Raw genomic sequence first — 18,775 nt, forward strand, 5'->3', positions numbered from 1 at the left:
CGTTATAACATTGATTAAGCCAACGTGGCCAACCAAGTTAAGGTTTCATCGGCCTTCAGCCTCTGGCCCGCATCGGCACACGCAAAGCGGCATCCAGTGCGGCAAAGCTGTCGGGAATACCGGGACATCGGCGGGCCATGAATTCGTCCAGTTGGGGATACAATCGAACGGCCTCGTCCAGCTTGGGGTCCGATCCTGGCGCATAGAGACCCGCGCGGATCATCAGCTCTGATTCGGCATAGGCGCCCAAAGCGGCGCGGGCGCGCCCGATGGCCATATTCTCAACCGCACTCGCCGCGTCGGGCAGCGACCGTGATACGGAACGCACCACGTCGACGGCGGGAAACCTGCCCCTTTCGGCGATTGTGCGGTCCAGCACCACGTGCCCGTCCAGCGTGCCGCGCAGGATGTCGGCCACAGGCTCCTCCATGTCGGACCCTGCGACAAGCACGCTGAAGATGCCCGTGATGTCGCCGGTGCCCTCTGGCCCCGGACCCGCACGTTCAGCCAGCGCCATGATCAGGTTCGACACCGATGGAGGAAAGCCGCGATAGCTGGGCGGCTCGCCAGCGGCCAAGGCGATCTCGCGATGGGCCTCGGCGAAACGGGTGATCGAATCGGCCAGAAACAGCACGTGGCGACCTTGGTCGCGAAAGTGTTCGGCAACAGCCATGGCGGCCCATGCACAGCGCCGTCGGATCAGCGGCGACTGATCCGAGGTTGCCGCGACGATCACCGCACGCGCCATGCCTTCGGGCCCCATCGTCTTTTCGACGAATTCGCGCAGCTCTCGTCCACGCTCTCCGATCATGGCGATCACGACGACATCGGCCTGCACGCCGCGCGCCATCTGCGACAGCAGCGTGGACTTGCCGACGCCCGATCCCGCGAACAGGCCGATCCGCTGGCCCGCGACGATGGGCAGCAGCGTGTCAAAGACCGCCATTCCCGTGGCCAGCCGCTCGCCAAGGCGCTTGCGTGTGGCGGCTGGCGGAGCCTCGGTCCGAAAGTTGCGCCGCGTTAGCCCCTGGGCCAGCGGGCGACCGTCCAGAGGCTGTCCCAACGGGTCGATGATCCGACCGATCCAAGCATCACAGGGTGCGATTCGCGGCGCGAAGTCCAGTTGGACCCGCGCGCCGACCGACATGCCCTCTATCGGGCCTTCGGGGAGTATTTGCGCCGTACGCGGCGACAGGCCCACGATCTCTCCGCCCAGATCGCCCGATTGCAGGGCGATTCGCACCCGGTCACCAACGGATGCACGGCCGTTCAGCCCCTCGGCGGCGATCAGGCCGGCACGGATCGACTGCACCCGCCCGTAATGCGTGGCCAGACGCAGCTGCGACAGCCTGCGCGCGATCGATTCAAGCTTGTCCATCGGGTCTCCTTTCGCCGCCCATCGAAAATCCGGCGGCTGAAACTGTTTCTAAACCAATTGGGGTTAAGACCGGGTTTATCGAAATTGAGGAGAAGCCTCATGTTTGAGAAGATCGAAATGCTGCGCATGGCCCGTGCAATGGGCCAGCACACACAGGCCCGCCACATCGAAGTGGCGCGCAACATCGCCAATGCTGACACGCCTGGGTACAGGGCCAGCGACCTACAGCCTTTTGCCGAAAGCTATCGGCGGGCCGAGGACGGCGGCACACTGCGCGTGTCGAACGCCCGCCACCTGGACAGCCCGCAATGGTCCCCCGGCGGGGCCCGGGTGATCGAGGTCGCGGGCCCTGTCTCTCCGAACGGCAATTCCGTGTCGCTGGAGGAGGAGATGGTTCGTGCGGCCGAGGTCAAGACCCACCACGACCGATCGCTGGCCATCTATCGTTCGGGACTGGACCTGCTGCGGTCCAGCCTGGGACGCTGATAAGGAAACACCATCATGACCGATCCGATTTCACCGCTGCGCATGGCAGCGTCGGGAATGCGTGCGCAGACCGAACGCCTGCGCCACACGTCCGAGAACATCGCCAATGCCGACACGCCCGGCTATCGCCGCAAGCTGGTCGCGTTTGAGGAGGCGGTCCGTTTCGGCCGCCCCACGGGCGAGGTCGAGGCCGGTCGCATGCGGCTGGACCAGTCGGTGCTGCCGCGCATTCACGACCCCGCGCATCCGATGGCCGACCAGGACGGCTATTACGACGGATCCAACGTCGATCTGGTGATCGAGCTGGCCGACGCCCGCGAGGCGGGCCGCAGCTACGAGGCCAACCTGCGCATGTTCGAACAGACCCGCCAGATGGGCGCGTCGCTTCTTGACCTTCTTCGCCGCTAGAAAGGCTGACCCATGATCACCGGATTGAATGCCGCCAACGCCTATTCCGCCGCCCGCACCGCAGTGGCCCCCCAGCAGGGGTCCGAAGCCCTGGCCCGTGTGGGTCAGGCGGCCGAGGATTTCGCCGCTCAGATGGCTCAGGTCGACCAGGTCGCCGCCGGTTCGATGACCGGCCAGACCAGCACACAGCAGCTGGTTCAGACCATCGCCGAGGCCGAGCTGACCATGAACACGGTCGTGGCCATTCGTGACAAGGTGGTCGAGGCGTACCAGGAAATCCTGCGGATGCCCGTGTGATGGGAGAGACGGTCCTCTTTGACATGCTGCGTCAGGCGCTGTTGATCTCGGTCCGGATCTCGGCCCCGCTGCTGGGGGTCGCGCTGATCACCGGGGTGGTGATCGGCCTGTTCCAGGCCCTGACCTCGGTCCAGGAGATGACGCTGACCTTCGTGCCCAAGGTGGGGCTGATGCTGGTCGTGTTCTGGGTTTCGATGAGCTTCATGACCACAGCGCTGGCGGATTTCTACCTGGGTGAAATCATCCCCATGATTGCGGGCAGCTGAGATGGACAACGCAATCTATGCCAGCCTGTCGCGGCAATCCGGCCTGATGGCCGAGATGCGCGTCGTGGCCAACAACATCGCCAACGCGAACACCACCGGTTTCCGGCGCGAGGGCGTGATCTTTGCCGAACACCTGTCCGCACTGGACCGCCAAGGCGACACGCTGTCGATGGCCCATGCGCGCGGCCGCCTGCTGGATCTGCAGCAGGGCGGGCTGACGCAGACCAACAACAGCATGGACCTGGCCATCGAGGGCGAGGGGTTCTTTCTGGTCGAGGCCCCCGACGGGTTGCGCCTGACCCGCGCCGGCGCCTTCATCCCGTCGGCCGAGGGAGAGCTGATGACCGCCGACGGTCACCGCCTGCTGGACGAGGGGCAGGCCCCGATCATCCTGCCGGCGGGTGCCAATTCGGTGGCCATCGGCCCGGATGGCACGCTGTCGTCGAATGGCCTCCCCTTTGGCCGCATCGGCCTGTTCACCCCGCCCGAAGGGACCGACCTGACCCGCCAGAGCGGCACCGGTTTTGCCGTCGAGGGCGACCCGCAGCTGGTCGAGGAGGGCCGCATCCGCCAGGGATTCCTGGAGGACAGCAACGTCGACCCGATCTTCGAGATCACCCGCATGATCGAGGTTCAGCGCGCCTATGAGCTGGGCCAGACCTTCCTGGATCGCGAGGATCAGCGGATCCGCGGCGCGATCACCGCCATGACCCGATAAGGAGCCACCATGAGAGCCCTGCAGATCGCCGCCTCCGGCATGAGTGCGCAGCAGACCCGCGTCGAGGTCATCTCGAACAACCTCGCGAACATGTCGACGACCGGCTACAATGCCCGCCGCGCCGAATTCGCCGACCTGCATTACCAGCAAGCCGCCCGGCCGGGCAGCGTCACGGCCGCCGACGGCACCGTGATCCCCGCCGGGGTACAGCTGGGCCTGGGCGTGCGGCCCACCGCGGTCAGCGTGAACCTGCAACAGGGGGCGCTGGCGCAGACCGGCGGCGACCTGGACCTGGCGATCGAGGGCGACGGCTATCTGGAGGTGACGCTGCCATCGGGCATTTCGGGATACACCCGCGACGGTGGCCTGAAGCGGTCGCCCGAGGGGCAGATCGTGACCTCGGACGGCTATCCCGTCGTGCCCGACATCACCATCCCCGAGGATACCCGCGCCATTACCATCAACGCCGGCGGAGAGGTCTATGCCTATTTCGCCGACCGGGTCGAGCCCGAGCTGCTGGGCCAGTTAACCTTGGCGGGGTTCGCCAACGAGAAGGGCCTCGAGGCGATGGGGTCGAACCTGTTCATCGAATCGGCAGCTTCGGGCGGTCCGCAGGTCGTGAACCCCGGAGAAGACGGCCTGGGCACCCTGCGCCAAGGCTATCTGGAGGAAAGCTCTGTCGATGCGGTGCGCGAGATCACCGACCTGATCAAGGCGCAACGCGGATACGAGCTGAACGCCAAGGTCATCACCGCCGCCGACCAGATGCTCGGCGCGACGACGCAGGTGCGGTGATGCGCGCGCTGATCCTGATGCTGGCACTGCTGCCGGGCACGGTTTCTGCGGGGGGTCTGGGTGCGGCCCATACCCTGCCGGTCGGCCATGTGATCGCGGCAGGCGACCTGACCGTGATCGACACCGATCGCCCCGGCCTGATCGACCCGTCCGCCGCGATCGGCATGCAGACCCGCATCACCATCTACGAAGGTCGCCCGCTCCACGCCAACATGCTGCAGGCGCCCCGCGTGATCGGCCGCAACCAGATCGTGCGCCTGCGCTATCAGCGTGGCGCATTGCAGATCGACACCGAGGGGCGCGCCATGTCGGACGGCGCCGCGGGCGAGCTGATCCGCGTCATGAACATGGGCTCGCGCAGCACGGTCACCGCGCAGGTGATGCCGGACGGCACGCTGGCCATCACGAATTGAGAGGAACGACAATGAAACCCGCCTATCTGCTGTGCCTGGCCCTTGCCGCCGCGGGCTGTTCGCGCGCCGCCAACGTCGGCCAACCGCCCGAGCTGACCTCGCCCCGCGACACCGAGGAATTTCTGGCGATGACCAATCCGCCCTTGAACCTGCCGCTGGATTCGGGACGCCCGGAGGCCGCCGCGTCCCTGTGGGCCGGCACCCAATCCTCGCTGATCAGCGATCGGCGTGCGGCGATTCGCGGTGATATCCTGACCGTGGTGATCGAGATCGACGACGAGGCCACCATCAGCAACAGCAGCGGCCGCAACCGATCCAGCAGCGAGAGCCTGTCGATCCCGCAGATGGTCGGCATCCCGCAGCGCCTTGGCGAAAAGCTGCCCGAAGGGGCCAGTTTCGACAACCTGGCCGACGCATCGGCATCGTCTTCCTATCGTGGCAACGGCAACATTTCGCGGCGCGACCAGCTGACCCTGCGCGTGGCGGCAACGGTGGTGGACACGCTGCCCAACGGCACGCTGCAGATCCAGGGCACGCAGGAGGTTCGCGTGAACTTCGAGCTGCGCGAACTGACCGTCAGCGGGTTCGTCCGCCCCGCCGACATCGATCGCAGCAACGAGATCGCGTATGATCGCATCGCCGGCGCGCGCATCAGCTATGGCGGGCGCGGCCAGATCACCGATGTGCAGCAGCCGCGCTATGGCCAGCAGATCGCCGACATCGTCCTGCCCTACTGAAGGTGTACCCGTGATCAAGAAAATCATCCCTATCGCCCTGCCCGTGCTGGCCCTGATCGGCGGCGCATTCGGCGGCGACATGCTGCGCGCGCCCGCATCCCATGCCAACACCGCCACCGAAACCACGGCCGCGGAGGGTCACGATGCCGCCCCTGCCGATGACGGCCATGGCGGGGGCGACCATGGCACCGACAATCATGACGCCGGCGGAGATCCGACCGACGCAGCCTGGTTTCAGTTTCCAACCCAGTTTTTCGTTCCGTTGATGCGTCAGGGCGACCTGCGGGACGTGATGATCCTGACGGTAACATTGCAGACCGATGGTGCCAGCCTCGACGCGCTGTCGAAAAAAGAGCACACCCTGCGCGACGCCCTGCTGCGCCAGCTGATGATCCACGCCAATACCGGCGGATTCGATGGTAACTTTACCGCAGACCGCAACCTGGTCACCCTGCGCGAGGGGTTGCTGCAGGCCGCCAAAACCGCAACGGACGTGCCCGTCAATGCCGTTCTGATCGAGGATATCGCGCGCCAGCCCGGCTGACCGCTTGCCCTTGCCGCGCCTTCGGGCAAGAACCGCAGACACCCGGGGCAACCGCCCCGGGTGTCTGCGGTTCCGGAGGAGCTTTTGCGTACGCATCACGTGGTGATACTGATGGCTACCTGGCAGGGCGCGGCGCATATTGGCACGCAACTGGACAGCATCGCGGGCCAGACCCATCCGGACTGGTCGCTGATCGTGTCGGATGACGGATCGACCGACGGAACACGTGACATCGTCGAACGCTTTGCAGCGAATCGTCCTGCGGGACAGGTGCGGCTGCTTGACGGACCATGCGCGGGTGCCACACGGAACTTTCTATCGCTGCTGGATCACGTTCCGCCCGGTGCACTGGCCGCGTTCTGCGACCAGGATGATCAGTGGCTTCCCCACAAGATGGCGCGCGCCGTTGCCGCTCTGCAGGGTCGGGATGGCCCCGCCCATTACGCCGCGCGCACCATCATAACCGATGCCGAATTGCGCCCATTGGCACCGTCGCGCCGGTTCCTGCGGCCCCTTAGGTTCCGCAACGCGCTGGTTCAGGCCTGCATGGCGGGCAACACATCAGTTTTCAATTCCCACGCCGTTGCATTGCTGCAGCACGCGTCGCAGCATGCGGTGCGGGCAAAGGTGATCTCTCATGACTGGTGGGCCTATCAGGTCAGCGCGGGATATGGCGCAACGCTGATTCACGATCCCGAACCCGGATTGCTATACCGTCAGCACTCACGATCCGAGGTCGGGCGGAACGATACCCTTCCTGCGCTGACCGCGCGGCTGCGCAAGCTGATGGCCGGGCAGTTCGGTGGCTGGCTGCACGCCAACCACGCCAGTTTATCGCCCTTGGATCTTTCGCCGGACAGCCGCGCAAGCTTGGACCAGATGGCCAGGATGCTGAATGGCAACGGGCCGCAGGCCATGATGGCACTGCGGCGCGGTGGGTTCTATCGCCAGACACGGTCGGGAACGGCGGCCCTTGCGTTGTCGGCGCTGACCGGTGCTCTGCGCGGCTGATCGTTATTCAACGATCAGGTCGGCATGCAGCGCACCGGCAGAATGGATCGATTTCAGGATGTCGATCATGTCGCGTGGTCGAACTCCCAGAGCATTCAGTCCGTCGACCAGGTCCGACAGATTGGTTTCGCCTGCGACCTCGACGAACCCGATGCCAGGCTCTTGGTTCACCTCGACTGCTGTGCGGGGTACGGTCACTGTCTCTCCCTCGGCAAAGGGGTTGGGCTGGGACACCAGCGGCGCCTCGGCCACGCGCAGGGTCAGGTTGCCCTGCGACACTGCGACCCGAGAGATCCGCACACGTTCACCAACCACAATGGTTCCGGACTTGTGATCGATTACGACCTTGGCACGGTCCTCGGGCTCAATCAGCAGGTTTTCGATCCGGCCGACGACGCGGGCCGGGTTCACGTCGCCCAAGCCGCGAAAGTTCACGACGACCGTGCCGCTATCCAGCGTGACGGCTAATTGGCGGTTGAAGTCGCGATTGATCGCATCCTCGACCCGCGTGGCGGTGGTGAAGTCCGCGTTCCGCAGCGCGATGCGAATGTCGTCGATTCCGGCAAAATCGAACTCGACCTCGCGTTCCACTCTGGCGCCGACAGGGATATTGCCTGTCGTCGGCACGCCTTCGACCACACGAGCGGCATCACCCTGCGCCGCCACCCCGCCCGCAATGATCGAGCCTTGGGCAACCGCATAAATATTGCCATCCGCGGCCTTCAATGGCGTCATGACCAGCGTGCCACCCAGCAGGCTTTGCGCATCACCGATCGCCGATACATTGACATTGATGCGGCTGCCCGAACGCGCGAACGGCGGCAATGTTGCCGTCACGATCACGGCCGCAACGTTCTTGGACCGCAGCGCGTCATCGGTCACGTTCACGCCAAGCCGCTCCAGCAGCCCGGCCAGCATCTCTTCGGTAAAGGGGGCGTTGCGCATGCCGTCGCCTGATCCGTCCAGGCCGACCACCAGGCCGTAACCAACCAGGTCGTTGCCCCGCACGCCGTCGAAATCTGCGAGATCCTTGATCCGCACCGGGACGGCCAAGGCCGAGGTGGCCACCGCGATCCACAGGATCAGCGCTTGCAGAATTGTCTTCATCGCAGGAAATCCACCAGCTTGAGGTTGGCAAGCCGGGCCTGGACCGCATAGAGCGATTCTAGCTGGCTTTGCACTTCGGTCAGGGCAGCTGCTGTCTCAAACGGATCGGCGCTGCGGATGTCGGTGCGTGCCCGTTCCAGCGTGTTCAAGGTCGTGGTGCCGGTAACCTGTGCCCTCTCGACCGTCTGCTGTGCCAAGCCAACCCGTCCCATCTCTCCGAGAACAGCGCTGTCGCCGGCCATCATCAGGGTGCCTGCTGTCACCAGCAGCGCCTTGGTTTCGTCCGCATCGCCCGCGAGAACACCGCGATTTAAGATCGCCGCGGTCGCCAGACCCTTCAGCAGGTCACGTACCGGACCAGAGGCGCCGGTGGTCTGCATCTCAACCGCCACGCCCTCTCCGACGGTGATCCGTTGCGGCTGGCCTAAGGTGCCATGATAGGCAGTGTCCAAAAACCCGCCCCCCCCAACAGGCGAATCGAACCAGTCCGATATCGCCTGTGCGATATCTGCTGCGGTGGTCATCGGTGCGACGATGGCTTGCAGGCTGTCCAAAATCGTGGCTGCATCTGATAGGGGAACGACATCAGATGCCTCTCCCGACATCAGAAAGCGATTGCTGTTCGTGCCGTTCAGCTGCTGGATCACCGATTCGAACGCATTGCCAATTTCGGTCGATCGGGCGTCCTTCATTGCTTGGCTGTAAAAGGAGTCGGTCGCCAGGGCCAACCCCAGATCGGTGGTGCTTAGCCGAATGGCGCCGAACATATCCTGAACCGCTTGCAGTCGAACACCCGCGTCCTTGCCGTTTTCGCGCAGCTGTCCAGCAATCTGAATGCGGCTTTCGATCTCGTTCAGGGCGCGGGTGTTGCCGCCGACGCGCTGGCCTATATCCGCGACCTGCCCGGACGCGACCTCTTGGGTCAGGGTGGACAGCGTCGTCTTGATCCGGTTCGAGGCGACCTGCAGTGCGTAGGCACGGGCTTGGTCACCGATACTGTTCAGGGTCACGGCTACATCCTCAGGATCTGGTTGATCATATCGTCCACGGCGACCAGCACGCGGGCGTTGGCGGCGTAAGACTGTTCATACTGCAGCAGGCGCTGCATCTCGGCATCACTGTCGACGCCGTCTGCCATCAGGCTGGAGGAAATGGTCGACTGGCGACTGCTGCGGATGGTCAGGTCAGACTCCGCCTCAACCCGCCGGGTCGACACCCGCGATTCGACGGCGCCAAAACGTGTGGTCAACGAGCCATTGCCCTCGAATCCACTGCCAGGCTGGGCGGGGCGCGAGGCGTCCATCGCCTGAACCAACGCAGACAGGATAGCAGATTGGCCGGTCGGTTCGCCCGTCGTGGCCTGCAGCCCCGATCGCAGGCGCCACAGTTGCCCCCCCTGGCCCGGATCGACGGTCGTATTCAATGCGATCCGGCCTGCCAGGCCCGCGACCGTCGCGGCGGTGGCAAGCGCGCCACCATCAGTGAACAACCCTGTATCGCCTGCTGCCAGGGTCGGATCGACCGTCGGATCGGCCATCCGCTGATGCAGGTCAAAGGCCATGTCGTCCAACTCGGACTGCAATTGCGGGGCCAGTTCGTCGCGGATCTGGAAATTCGCGGCCAGAGACCCGCCACTGAACAAACGCATCTGTGCGGCGGTGACCGGCGTGCCGTTAAAGGTCAACAGCTCCAAGGGCGCACCCACCGCCTGACCCGCGGTTACCTGGTCCGCACCCGAAAATCCAAGCCGCCCAGGGACACTGCCATCAAGCAGCACCGCGCCCTCGGCGCTGAACAGGGCAACCTTGCCTGAATCACGTGCCACCTCCTGGATGGGAATGATCGTGGCAATGCGGTCGATCACCTGCTGACGTTCGTCCATCAGCGGCGTTGCATCCTTGCCATCCGCATCAAGAACAGAAATGCGGGTGTTCAAATAGGCGACCCGCTCCAGCGAGGCATTCACGGTGGCCACGTCCGACGCGATGCTCCGCTGCGCCGAACTGCGGGCACCCTGCACCGCCGTGGATGCGGCATTCAGCCGGTCTGCCAACGCCGAGGCCGTGCTGACGACCTGCGACAAGCGAATTTCGTCATCGGGCCGCGTTGCCGCGCTGCTGAGCGCCGACTGGAAGTCCGTCAGCGCGCTTGACAGCGAATGCGTCTCTCCCGGAAGGCCGATGGTTTTCTCCATCGATTGATAGAACGACGCGCGCGCAGTACCGCCACCCACCGCCGAGGCGGCCAATCGCGACTCCGAAAGCAGGCTGGAATTGATGACACGGGTGATGCCATCGATGCGCACGCCCCCACCTTGAAGTTGGGCGGACACGACCATGTCGCGCCGAGCGTAACCGGGCGTCATGACGTTTGCGATGTTCGAGGCCACCGTCTCTGTCCCGCGCGCGGTCGCGGTCAGTCCCGACATCGCGTTCGATATCGCCTTGGCAATGCTCATGTCCGGCCTCCTTCATCCGACCTTCTGAGGGGTGGATCAGCGTTTGATGTTGGTGGTTTCCTGCAGCATTTCGTCAACCGTCTGGATGATCTTTGCATTCGACGAATAGGCGCGCTGCGTGGTGATCAGATGGGTCAGCTCTTGGGCGATGTCGGTGGTCGACGCCTCGCGGGAGTAGCCTGCGATCTCTCCGGTCGGCCCGGTGCCGGCATCCCAAAGAAAGAAGCTGCCGGATTCCCGAGATGGTTTATACGCTTGGCCCGCGACCGCCTCCAAACCGTTGGGGTTGGGAACGTCCACGACCGGAACCTGGTACAGCGTCTTGACGAAGCCCGTATCATAGGTCGCATTGACCCTCCCTGCCTCATCGATCTCGACCGAGACCAACTGCCCCGCAGGGGAGCCGTTGCGGCTTATGTTCGATGGAGAGAAAGGCGCAGCAAGCTGCTTCAGACCCGTCGCGGCGCCAAAGGTGCCGATGGACAGCTCGATCTGGCTTTGGTTGTTGTTCACGTCCAACACAATCGTGCCCGTGGCGGGATCATAAGGCGCGCCAAAGATGGGAGTAACCGTGGAAAGGGTACCGCCAAGGGCCTGGCTGTCATCGAAGGTCACACGAAAGCTGGACACGACGGCGTTGGCGGATGCGCTGTCACGCACCTCGACGACCCAGCTGTTGGACAGGCCGTTGGGGTTTGTCTGATCCGGGGTAAAGGTCATTTCCAGCCGTTCAGCCGTTCCGAGGTTGCCATAGTACTCGACCCCGACCGGAAGCGCGCCACCAGCCGCGTCGGGACCCGTCTCGGTCGCGGGCAGGTTTGCACCGATCTCGACACGTGTGGTCGGATCGCTGACAGGACGGTTCGCCTCGATAACGATCGGCTGCAGGGCACCGGAAGTGTCCCGCGAAACCAGTGGCAGCGATCCGTCCGACGCAGTCGGCCAGCCCATCAGAACCAGCCCGCTATCCGTCCGCAGGATGCCATTTGCGTCGGGCCGGAACGAGCCCGTGCGGGTCATCAGCAATGTGGGCTCCGCACCACTTGTGACATCCGCCAACGTGGTCACCGGCAGCATCCCACGTCCGGTCATCGCGAGGTCCAAGGGATGAGACGACGTGACGATAGCGCCGTCCTGCATCACCACCCGCTGTGTCGAGGTGCGTACGCCCCCGGCGGTGTACAGCCCGCCCGACTGGCCGACGATCATCGAATCGAACTCTGTCTCGACCCGTTTGTAGCCATAGGTCGATGCGTTCGCGATATTGTCCGAGATGGTTCCCAGCCGCGAAGAGTTCGCAGTGAGACCGGACACGCCGGCATTCATCGCAGAGGAGATGGACATGGACAGACACCCTTCTGATTTCGGTCTTGCCTGTTACCCTGCTCCTGAACGCTTAAGATAAGGCTAACCGCGGCGCCTACCTGAGTAAAATCAGCTCTATCCGGTTGTTCAGCGGATCCATCGGGTTTCCACGTCGGTTCTTGCGGTCGGCATATCCGCTGACCCGCTGAACGCGCTTGCCGTTGAAACCCTGCTGTTCCAGCAAATTGCGCACCGTGTGCGCCCGCGCATCAGACAAGGGCCACACAGGCGATGCCACCAGCGTTTCGGGATAGGCGCGCACATGCCCTGCAATCGCCACGTCATTCCTGACATGGCCCGTTACACGGGCAATGATTCCCATCAGTTCGGACAGGGCCTGCTGCGGCTGGGCGGTATCCTCGACGAACAGCGGCGCGTCGGTCAGATCGCCCAGTTCGATCACCAGCCCTTCGTCTGTCATGCGGGTGACGACGTGCTGCAACAGATTGGTCAGCTGGGCCGATTCGGCGCCGGTGCCTGTCAGGCTGTCCTGAACAGCACGGGCCACCTCATCGAAATCGCCGGCACTGTCGCTGTCCGGCAGAGGCGCCTCGACCGCGTGTCGGACGCCATCCTCGGTCCCGACTCCGCCGCCACTGGCGTTCGACGACGGGGTCTGGATCACCGTGGGGGCAAAATAATCGGCCAACCCGGTCTTCTGCTCCTCAGTGGTGGCGTTCAAAAGCCACATCAGCAGAAAGAATGCCATCATCGCCGTCACGAAATCCGCATAGGCAACTTTCCACGCACCGCCATGGTGGCCAGCGTCCGGCGCAGCCTCGATACGTTTGATGATGATGGACGGCCCGTTCAGCCCCTTGCCCGCAGCCATGATGTGTACCCTTTGTTCCGGTCAGATATCCTTGTCGCCGGATCAAAGGTTCTAAACAAGTTAACGGATCAAATGCGCCCTATTCATAGCTCCGGCGATCCTCGTAGACCTTTCTGTCATTCGGCTGGCTGCCGGTATCATCAGGTTGATGCCGGCCGCCCGGCGTCAACGGATTCTGGCCCGTGTACGGTCATCAGTTCCATCTCTTTGCGACGTTCAGCGACGGTGCGTTGGCGACCAGCGCAGCCACCCGTTCGGAACGCGTGAACATGCCGTTGGCGTGGGTAGTAAGGTCGGCGTGGAACGCCCACATCTCGATGATCGCGTCGGAAATACCACAATATATCGTGCCGTCTGGAACTGCAGCCAACTTACCCATGGCGAAGCTGACCGGTAGCCGGTCGGGGCTCAGCGTGATCAGTCGACTGCCGCGCGGACCTGCAACCCGGTCTACCCGGTGACGTCGGACAGGACGGGGTATCCGCCCCCCGCGCCCCTGATTCAAATTTCACCCCGGTGGGTCTCATATGATCACTGCAACAGTTCAGCACGATGCCGCACAGCCCAACCCCAGCGGCACGCAGGAACCGCCAAGACAGCACCAGTTCACCTTTTCGCCCACCGGGTTCATGGATCGGGCTGGGACGTTGACCTGTGGGCGAACTGCGCGGCCGGGCGGGCGGTATTGCCACCAAAGGAGGTTGCGTGCGCTGCGCCTTAAACAGCTCGGACCAGCGAACCGCCAGAAGACTGATCAGCATCGCGCCCTCGGTGACCGTAGCGGGTCAACCGCGCAGCAGACGCGCCGGCACAGGCGGTATCCTGGCTCGGCGCCAGCGGCAGGGCTCTGCCCAGCGCCTTGGCGCACCGCGCCGCGCGTTTCAGTTCTTCGCAACAATCAATGGTAACTTTTGGGCCTGTCAGCGCATGCCCCGGCGATCGCCGCGCATATGGCGGAACGCATTTCGCCCATTGTTCGATATGCCAACGCATGACGACCGGGCTATTGCGCAGTTAAGTGGCCCGACCCTGAATAATAACGTGCCCCTTCTCCAAGAGCTAACACTGGTGTGGACAAGCCAACACCACGCTGATGTTTACCCCGGCCAAACGGCCGGACATGCCCTCGCCCTCTTTGCTCGCCTTGACGATCTGAAAGATCTGCTCGACCGCCTGCGGGGCCAGACCCTTTGACAGCGTGTCCGGCAGGGCCATCTGCGGGCGCGACGTCAGCTCAATCTGCATCGCGACTGTCTGCTGCTCGCCGCCCGTCGCTTAGCCCGCCTGCCTTTTGCAGGCTTTCGCGTGGGCCCTGGAAATAGCCACGGACCATCTCCAGGTCGCACGTCATCGCCACCGATCCGTCGCGGCGGGCACACAAGCCGGTCAAGAGGTGCTCATCAACCGGCAAGTCTCATCGCGCCGTCGCCCGGATGCCCATGCGTCGTACCTGCGATGCAGGCGCCTGCGCGGTGATATTGCCTCACTGACAGGTGTCGATTCTGTTGGCACTTCGCCCCGTACGCTGGCCAGTAGGGCTGAGATCGCGCTGCGCGTCGTCACCCTGCCCATCCCGTCCCCCTCAGCGCGCAGTGATTCCTCTGTCTGTGATCGTCAGGCGAGGTGCATCAGAACCATTTATGATGGGTTGGTAAATCACCTTGATATAGCTTACATCCAGCAGCATTCCGTGGTTGTCCGCCTGTGTTGTGGCGATCTGCTGACGATAGGTCTGTTCCTTTGCCCAGACGGATTCGCATCTGTGCTTTCGTGACAGCCACGCCAAGGACGGTGCAACGTCCCTGAACCTTGGCGGCATTGCGACCGGCATTGCGCACAATCAGCCGCTGGCCCGGCAGCGTGACGCCATGCATCGTCGTCGCGACATGGCTGCCGCAGCGGTATCCACTGCAACTCCGCCAAAGCGCCCGATCCGGATACCCTGATGCTCGGAGTCGGTCGTTCCCGGCGATGGCGCAGGCAGTGATTTGCGCCCGTGGCGGGGCATTTCTGCGCGACGCAATAAACGATGTCGCACCGCGCGTCGGCAATGGCATCGGCGCATGTCGTATGCATCGCCGGCGGTCGCAATACCGGTCTGCTGATCGCGCGGGATCTGGGTGCTTGGATAAGGCAGCATCGATGGTGCTATCCGTGGTCTTACTGGCTTTGGCCTGCGATGGCGGCGTGTCGATACCGATATCGTCCATGCGCCGGACGCACTGCCTCCGGCCGCCGTACCGGCGCGCGTTCCTCCCGCTCTCTCCTGCGAGCAGGAGGTCAGGCACGCCCCGATCGGGGCGGTCGGCCAAAGCAGGCTGTGGACAAAGCCCCATCGCCATGGTCGCTTGAACCCGTGGCATTCCCATGGCGCGCCCCCGCCCGCTTTGCCGAAAGGTCAGGCATATGAGGGCATTTCGGAATCAGACCCGGTCGTCCGTGATCTGCAGGGCTGCTGAACCGCATTGCCGTCAGCCTAATCCATCGTCTTATGGTCGGAAGATGCCAGTTCACACATGCGGGCCCGTACAACGCCGGACAGACGAGATGTGCTTGGCTTGGATGGGTACAGTACAGCCTCACGCAGGTTCAGCTTTGCGTCGACCTGACCGGGGCTGAACCCGATCGGTCGCCAGCGTCGATCTTTGACGCGCACCTGCGGCTAGCGGTGGTCAACCATCGACATCACCCAATGTTCGACTTGCTCGGGGCGCTGACACTGCGCCGAAGCGATTGCCGGAAAACGGACCGTTTTCTGGCAAGGCGTCGCGAATACATCCTGGTCAAGGATATAGAGCAGGCCGTCGCCCTGCGCGTAGCCCAGGCCAGCATGTATCAGCCCATGCCTTCGAACGCATTGATGGGCGGCGTAATGCAATCGGGGGTGTGCCGCCGATCTCTGAGGGCTGGCAGCGGCGAACCGCAGGCTGACCGCGACAAAAGCCCCGCCCATATCACCCGTATAAATGCACAATATCGCAATACACGCTCCAACCGCCGCCTGTCGGTGATCTTACCGGGAACCGATGGCTGCATCATCGCGCTGACGCTGGAACAGCCCACCGCCCGCATCCTGTTGCCCGCTAATGGAACGCGCGCCCTCGGGTGGCGCGCACATTTCCCTGGTCCCACGTACCAGCCCCGCATCCGCATTGCACCCGCCCCCAACCGCAACGGACAGGGCGTCTGTATCCTGTCCACCAGGCTCAGCGCCGGGGTCCATCGCGTGAGGCGTTGGCGCATGTCGCGCGCTGCAATCCCAGCCCAACTGATCAGCAGCATCGCGGATGATTTCGGTACCCTGCCGACGATCACCTTGAGCCTGCAGGTTAAGCTAACCGCCCGCGAACCTCATTGACGCTGACGGACCTGCCAGCGCTGCTGTCAGATATGGCCATGTTGGGGTGCGTCGCGGTCACAGGGGGCGCGGCTGGGCCTGTCGGTAGTCCTGCCGCAGGAACATCTGATGCTGGATCCCGGCGTGTTAAAGGGTTCGGCGCTGGACCTGAACGCCAATGTGGCGCAAGGGCGACTGGATAGAGCTGACAGTGGGCGGAACGGTCCGTGCGATGCGCAGGTAATTTTGCGCCAGCCGCGGCCGCCTGTCGCAAGGCGCTGTCGGTCAGGAACGACTAGCAGAGCCGCATCCAACTCCACAGCAGTTGACCGGCCTAGACCGCGCGGCAATCAAGGCCGCATCCCTGTCAAAGGCGCGCACCCTGACCGACCCGGCGACGCTGAAGGTGACCCTGCCGGACATTCAGCTGCGGGACGTACTGGAACTGGACCTGGCGAGGACGGTGTCGGATGTGATGACGGCAACGGTGGCCCGGGGTTATCCATTGCGCGCCGGTGATAGCTCGGACCAATCCCATCAAGGCGCCGGGCCCTGCGGCCGCACGTGTCACCTGCGCGGTCTACCTCAAGGCGCGATCCAACAGCATCAGCCCTCGCGCAATGTAGCGTGAGCGGGGAATTTCGACCGCGATCTGCTGACATCGCGGGACGGCACCGAAACGCGGCCAAACGATGTCGAGACAGAGGTGCTGCGCCTTATCACGGACAACCCCGTCGTATGATGTCCCGTACCCAGATGCTGGAGACATCAGATGAAAGTGCGTGCAATGGCCTCAACCAAACGATGGTCGTGCACATTTCATGGCTCGGCGTCTGGCCGGGCAAGAAACCCCCGGCCAATCAGGACGCTCGATGGCGTCGGCTATATTCCTTGGCAAACATCTATTGACGCCTGCGCCAAAGCACAATTTTCCATGGCTGGCGGGAGCTGCGAAAGATGGCCCCCATTAAGGGGCCAACTTGCGCGCGGGGGTCATACCCCCCGCAAACGCACCCCGCAAGCAAAGGCGCTATTTGGCAACTGGCCACGCGGAACAAGGGCGCGCGGTGGTTCCCCGTAGGGGGGTCCGGGGGGACGGGAAGTCCCCCCGGTGCGGCGCGGGACGCATATCGGCGTATCGTGTCAGGCGTCGCGGTCCCATCCACTGATGGCCTTGCTGTCCATGAACTCCTCCAGCCCCATGACGCCGCCTTCGCGCGCCCGGCCGGATTTCTTGACACCGCCAAAGGCCGACCCGGCCCCGCGCGATTCGCCGTTCATCTCGACCATTCCGGCCTGCAGCTGACGCGCCACGCGGTTGCGTCGTGCACCGTCTTGCGACTGGACATAGTTCGTCAGGCCATAGGGCGTGTCGTTGGCGATGGCCACGGCCTCCTCCTCGCTGTCGAAGGGAATGATCGACAGGACCGGACCAAAGATCTCCTGCTGGGCCACGGTCATGTCGTTGGACACGTCCGCAAACACCGTGGGCCGCACGAAATAGCCGCGGTTCACCCCCTCGGGCAGGCCGGTGCCGCCGGCGACCAGGCGCGCGCCCTCGTCGATGCCCGCCTGGATCAGGCCCTGGATCTTGTCCCACTGCTGGCGGCTGACCACCGGACCGATATGCGCGCCGGCCTGATGGGCGGTCGCCACGGCGGTCTCTTCGGCCACCTTGGCTGCGATCTCGACGGCGCGGTCATAGGCAGACCGCTCGACCAGCATCCGGGTCGGCGCGTTGCACGACTGGCCACTGTTGTAGAAACAATGCCGTGCTCCGCGGGCCACCGCCTTGTCGTCGGCATCGGCGAAGACGATGTTCGCGCCTTTTCCGCCCAGCTCCAGAGCGACCTTTTTCAGGCTGTCTGCGGCCGCCTTGGTAATCGCAATGCCCGCGCGCGCGGACCCGGTAAAGCTGATCATCTCGACATCGGGATGCACCGACAGCTGGCTGCCGACGCCGGGCCCGTCGCCGTTCACCAGATTGAACACGCCTGCGGGCACGCCCGCCTCGTGCAGCACCTCGGCAAAGACCATCGACGACAGGGGGGCGATCTCGGACGGCTTCAGGACGCAGGTATCGCCTGCCAGCAACGCCGGGATCACCTTGAGCGTCACTTGGTTCATCGGCCAGTTCCACGGGGTGATCAGGCCCACGACACCCACCGGCTCCCACGCGACCATGCTGCCCGGCGCATGGGCGCCTAAGGGACGGATGAACTGAAAGTCCTTGAAGGCCGTGATGAAGTTCCGTGTGTGCCACGCCCCAGCCTCGGCCTGATCCGTCAGCGCCATGTCCTGCGGCGCGCCCATCTCCAGGCTCATCGCACGGGCAATGTCGGGCATGCGCCGCTCATAGATGGTCAGGATACGCTCGACCACGGCCAGCCGTTCTGCAGGCGGCGTTGCGGCCCACGCAGGAAAGGCGCGCTTGGCCGCCGCGACTGCGGCATCGGTATCCGCCTGATCGCCGATCGAGATCGTGGCCACCGCATCCTCGGTCGAGGGGTCGATCACCTCCAGGTCGCGCCCCTGCACAGGGTCGACCCAGGCTCCGTCGATATAGAATTTCCGCTGGTCCAGCATCTGGTTCTCCTGAATGGCATTCGGCCAAATCCTGTCA

General features: G+C 64.0%; 21 protein-coding genes. 12 read left to right on the forward strand and 9 right to left on the reverse strand.

Annotated elements, in window-relative coordinates; genetic code table 11:
• Positions 1 to 55: 55 nt before the first annotated feature.
• On the reverse strand, positions 56 to 1,378 hold the full coding sequence (locus tag ACJJVR_RS07315; protein WP_405403410.1) for a FliI/YscN family ATPase: 1,323 nt from the start codon (positions 1,376 to 1,378) through the stop codon (positions 56 to 58).
• A gap of 99 nt (positions 1,379 to 1,477) precedes the next feature.
• Between ACJJVR_RS07315 and ACJJVR_RS07320 the strand changes: the two genes are divergently transcribed.
• From ACJJVR_RS07320 to ACJJVR_RS07365, 10 genes are all read left to right on the forward strand, one after another.
• Complete coding sequence (locus tag ACJJVR_RS07320) at positions 1,478 to 1,864, forward strand: FlgB family protein (protein WP_405403412.1); 387 nt, start codon at positions 1,478 to 1,480, stop codon at positions 1,862 to 1,864.
• A gap of 15 nt (positions 1,865 to 1,879) precedes the next feature.
• Positions 1,880 to 2,272 carry a flagellar basal body rod protein FlgC gene (flgC, locus tag ACJJVR_RS07325; RefSeq protein WP_405403413.1) on the forward strand — a complete coding sequence of 131 codons (393 nt, stop codon included), beginning with the start codon at positions 1,880 to 1,882 and terminating at the stop codon, positions 2,270 to 2,272.
• A 12-nt stretch (positions 2,273 to 2,284) separates the two neighbouring features.
• Positions 2,285 to 2,569 (forward strand): flagellar hook-basal body complex protein FliE, encoded by a 285-nt coding sequence (locus ACJJVR_RS07330; RefSeq protein WP_405403415.1) that lies wholly within the window; start codon positions 2,285 to 2,287, stop codon positions 2,567 to 2,569.
• Entirely contained in the window at positions 2,569 to 2,835 is a 267-nt protein-coding gene (locus ACJJVR_RS07335) for a flagellar biosynthetic protein FliQ (RefSeq protein ID WP_405403416.1), read from the forward strand. Before ACJJVR_RS07330 ends, ACJJVR_RS07335 begins: the two co-directional genes overlap by 1 nt.
• Before the next feature lies 1 nt (position 2,836).
• Complete coding sequence (locus ACJJVR_RS07340) at positions 2,837 to 3,553, forward strand: flagellar hook-basal body complex protein (RefSeq protein ID WP_405403418.1); 717 nt, start codon at positions 2,837 to 2,839, stop codon at positions 3,551 to 3,553.
• 9 nt (positions 3,554 to 3,562) lie between these two features.
• On the forward strand, positions 3,563 to 4,348 hold the full coding sequence (flgG, locus tag ACJJVR_RS07345) for a flagellar basal-body rod protein FlgG (protein ID WP_405403419.1): 786 nt from the start codon (positions 3,563 to 3,565) through the stop codon (positions 4,346 to 4,348).
• Positions 4,348 to 4,761 carry a flagellar basal body P-ring formation chaperone FlgA gene (flgA, locus tag ACJJVR_RS07350; RefSeq protein ID WP_405403421.1) on the forward strand — a complete coding sequence of 138 codons (414 nt, stop codon included), beginning with the start codon at positions 4,348 to 4,350 and terminating at the stop codon, positions 4,759 to 4,761. The genes flgG and flgA overlap by 1 nt, the downstream gene beginning before the upstream one ends.
• A gap of 11 nt (positions 4,762 to 4,772) precedes the next feature.
• A complete protein-coding gene (flgH, locus tag ACJJVR_RS07355) occupies positions 4,773 to 5,498 on the forward strand; it encodes a flagellar basal body L-ring protein FlgH (RefSeq protein ID WP_405403422.1) in 726 nt (241 codons plus the stop codon).
• A gap of 10 nt (positions 5,499 to 5,508) precedes the next feature.
• Positions 5,509 to 6,042: a hypothetical protein gene (locus ACJJVR_RS07360; protein ID WP_405403424.1), complete on the forward strand. Its 534-nt coding sequence runs from the start codon at positions 5,509 to 5,511 to the stop codon at positions 6,040 to 6,042.
• 111 nt (positions 6,043 to 6,153) lie between these two features.
• A complete protein-coding gene (locus ACJJVR_RS07365; RefSeq protein ID WP_405403425.1) occupies positions 6,154 to 7,053 on the forward strand; it encodes a glycosyltransferase in 900 nt (299 codons plus the stop codon).
• 3 nt (positions 7,054 to 7,056) lie between these two features.
• Here the strand turns inward: ACJJVR_RS07365 and ACJJVR_RS07370 are convergent, their stop codons facing one another.
• From ACJJVR_RS07370 to ACJJVR_RS07400, 7 genes are all read right to left on the reverse strand, one after another.
• A complete protein-coding gene (locus ACJJVR_RS07370; RefSeq protein ID WP_405403426.1) occupies positions 7,057 to 8,160 on the reverse strand; it encodes a flagellar basal body P-ring protein FlgI in 1,104 nt (367 codons plus the stop codon).
• Positions 8,157 to 9,170: a hypothetical protein gene (locus ACJJVR_RS07375; protein WP_405403428.1), complete on the reverse strand. Its 1,014-nt coding sequence runs from the start codon at positions 9,168 to 9,170 to the stop codon at positions 8,157 to 8,159. The genes ACJJVR_RS07370 and ACJJVR_RS07375 overlap by 4 nt, the downstream gene beginning before the upstream one ends.
• 2 nt (positions 9,171 to 9,172) lie before the next feature.
• Complete coding sequence (gene flgK, locus ACJJVR_RS07380; protein WP_405403429.1) at positions 9,173 to 10,618, reverse strand: flagellar hook-associated protein FlgK; 1,446 nt, start codon at positions 10,616 to 10,618, stop codon at positions 9,173 to 9,175.
• A 36-nt stretch (positions 10,619 to 10,654) separates the two neighbouring features.
• Positions 10,655 to 11,962, reverse strand: coding sequence for a flagellar hook protein FlgE (locus ACJJVR_RS07385; protein ID WP_405403431.1), 1,308 nt, complete (start codon positions 11,960 to 11,962; stop codon positions 10,655 to 10,657).
• Positions 11,963 to 12,038: 76 nt separating this feature from the next.
• Positions 12,039 to 12,815: a flagellar motor protein MotB gene (locus ACJJVR_RS07390; protein ID WP_405403432.1), complete on the reverse strand. Its 777-nt coding sequence runs from the start codon at positions 12,813 to 12,815 to the stop codon at positions 12,039 to 12,041.
• 193 nt (positions 12,816 to 13,008) lie between these two features.
• A complete protein-coding gene (locus ACJJVR_RS07395) occupies positions 13,009 to 13,194 on the reverse strand; it encodes a hypothetical protein (RefSeq protein ID WP_405403434.1) in 186 nt (61 codons plus the stop codon).
• Between the two features lie 680 nt (positions 13,195 to 13,874).
• Positions 13,875 to 14,060, reverse strand: a complete 186-nt coding sequence (locus tag ACJJVR_RS07400; protein ID WP_405403436.1) for a hypothetical protein — start codon at positions 14,058 to 14,060, stop codon at positions 13,875 to 13,877.
• Positions 14,061 to 15,507: 1,447 nt separating this feature from the next.
• Here ACJJVR_RS07400 and ACJJVR_RS07405 point away from each other — a divergent pair.
• Positions 15,508 to 16,173 carry a hypothetical protein gene (locus tag ACJJVR_RS07405; RefSeq protein WP_405403437.1) on the forward strand — a complete coding sequence of 222 codons (666 nt, stop codon included), beginning with the start codon at positions 15,508 to 15,510 and terminating at the stop codon, positions 16,171 to 16,173.
• Between the two features lie 304 nt (positions 16,174 to 16,477).
• The gene (locus ACJJVR_RS07410) at positions 16,478 to 16,783 is read left to right on the forward strand and encodes a hypothetical protein (RefSeq protein ID WP_405403439.1); all 306 of its coding nucleotides are present in this window, start codon (positions 16,478 to 16,480) and stop codon (positions 16,781 to 16,783) included.
• A gap of 512 nt (positions 16,784 to 17,295) precedes the next feature.
• Here the strand turns inward: ACJJVR_RS07410 and ACJJVR_RS07415 are convergent.
• Positions 17,296 to 18,738, reverse strand: a complete 1,443-nt coding sequence (locus tag ACJJVR_RS07415) for an aldehyde dehydrogenase family protein (protein WP_405403441.1) — start codon at positions 18,736 to 18,738, stop codon at positions 17,296 to 17,298.
• Between the last annotated feature and the right edge of the window lie 37 nt (positions 18,739 to 18,775).

Origin of the sequence: Paracoccus sp. Ld10 (assembly GCF_045064235.1) — a bacterium.
Classification (GTDB): Bacteria; Pseudomonadota; Alphaproteobacteria; order Rhodobacterales; family Rhodobacteraceae; genus Paracoccus.

Bases quoted from the DNA above. Each gene is read 5' to 3' on its own strand.
- ACJJVR_RS07405 (WP_405403437.1), top strand. From the start codon at position 15,508: ATGTTCGACTTGCTCGGGGCGCTGACACTGCGCCGAAGCGATTGCCGG.
- flgG (WP_405403419.1), top strand. From the start codon at position 3,563: ATGAGAGCCCTGCAGATCGCCGCCTCCGGCATGAGTGCGCAGCAGACC.
- ACJJVR_RS07385 (WP_405403431.1), bottom strand. From the start codon at position 11,962: ATGTCCATCTCCTCTGCGATGAATGCCGGCGTGTCCGGTCTCACTGCG.
- ACJJVR_RS07320 (WP_405403412.1), top strand. From the start codon at position 1,478: ATGTTTGAGAAGATCGAAATGCTGCGCATGGCCCGTGCAATGGGCCAG.
- ACJJVR_RS07315 (WP_405403410.1), bottom strand. From the start codon at position 1,378: ATGGACAAGCTTGAATCGATCGCGCGCAGGCTGTCGCAGCTGCGTCTG.
- ACJJVR_RS07415 (WP_405403441.1), bottom strand. From the start codon at position 18,738: ATGCTGGACCAGCGGAAATTCTATATCGACGGAGCCTGGGTCGACCCT.
- flgA (WP_405403421.1), top strand. From the start codon at position 4,348: ATGCGCGCGCTGATCCTGATGCTGGCACTGCTGCCGGGCACGGTTTCT.
- flgC (WP_405403413.1), top strand. From the start codon at position 1,880: ATGACCGATCCGATTTCACCGCTGCGCATGGCAGCGTCGGGAATGCGT.
- ACJJVR_RS07330 (WP_405403415.1), top strand. From the start codon at position 2,285: ATGATCACCGGATTGAATGCCGCCAACGCCTATTCCGCCGCCCGCACC.
- flgK (WP_405403429.1), bottom strand. From the start codon at position 10,618: ATGAGCATTGCCAAGGCGATATCGAACGCGATGTCGGGACTGACCGCG.
- ACJJVR_RS07390 (WP_405403432.1), bottom strand. From the start codon at position 12,815: ATGGCTGCGGGCAAGGGGCTGAACGGGCCGTCCATCATCATCAAACGT.
- ACJJVR_RS07400 (WP_405403436.1), bottom strand. From the start codon at position 14,060: ATGCAGATTGAGCTGACGTCGCGCCCGCAGATGGCCCTGCCGGACACG.
- ACJJVR_RS07340 (WP_405403418.1), top strand. From the start codon at position 2,837: ATGGACAACGCAATCTATGCCAGCCTGTCGCGGCAATCCGGCCTGATG.
- ACJJVR_RS07370 (WP_405403426.1), bottom strand. From the start codon at position 8,160: ATGAAGACAATTCTGCAAGCGCTGATCCTGTGGATCGCGGTGGCCACC.
- ACJJVR_RS07395 (WP_405403434.1), bottom strand. From the start codon at position 13,194: ATGGGTAAGTTGGCTGCAGTTCCAGACGGCACGATATATTGTGGTATT.
- ACJJVR_RS07365 (WP_405403425.1), top strand. From the start codon at position 6,154: ATGGCTACCTGGCAGGGCGCGGCGCATATTGGCACGCAACTGGACAGC.
- ACJJVR_RS07335 (WP_405403416.1), top strand. From the start codon at position 2,569: ATGGGAGAGACGGTCCTCTTTGACATGCTGCGTCAGGCGCTGTTGATC.
- flgH (WP_405403422.1), top strand. From the start codon at position 4,773: ATGAAACCCGCCTATCTGCTGTGCCTGGCCCTTGCCGCCGCGGGCTGT.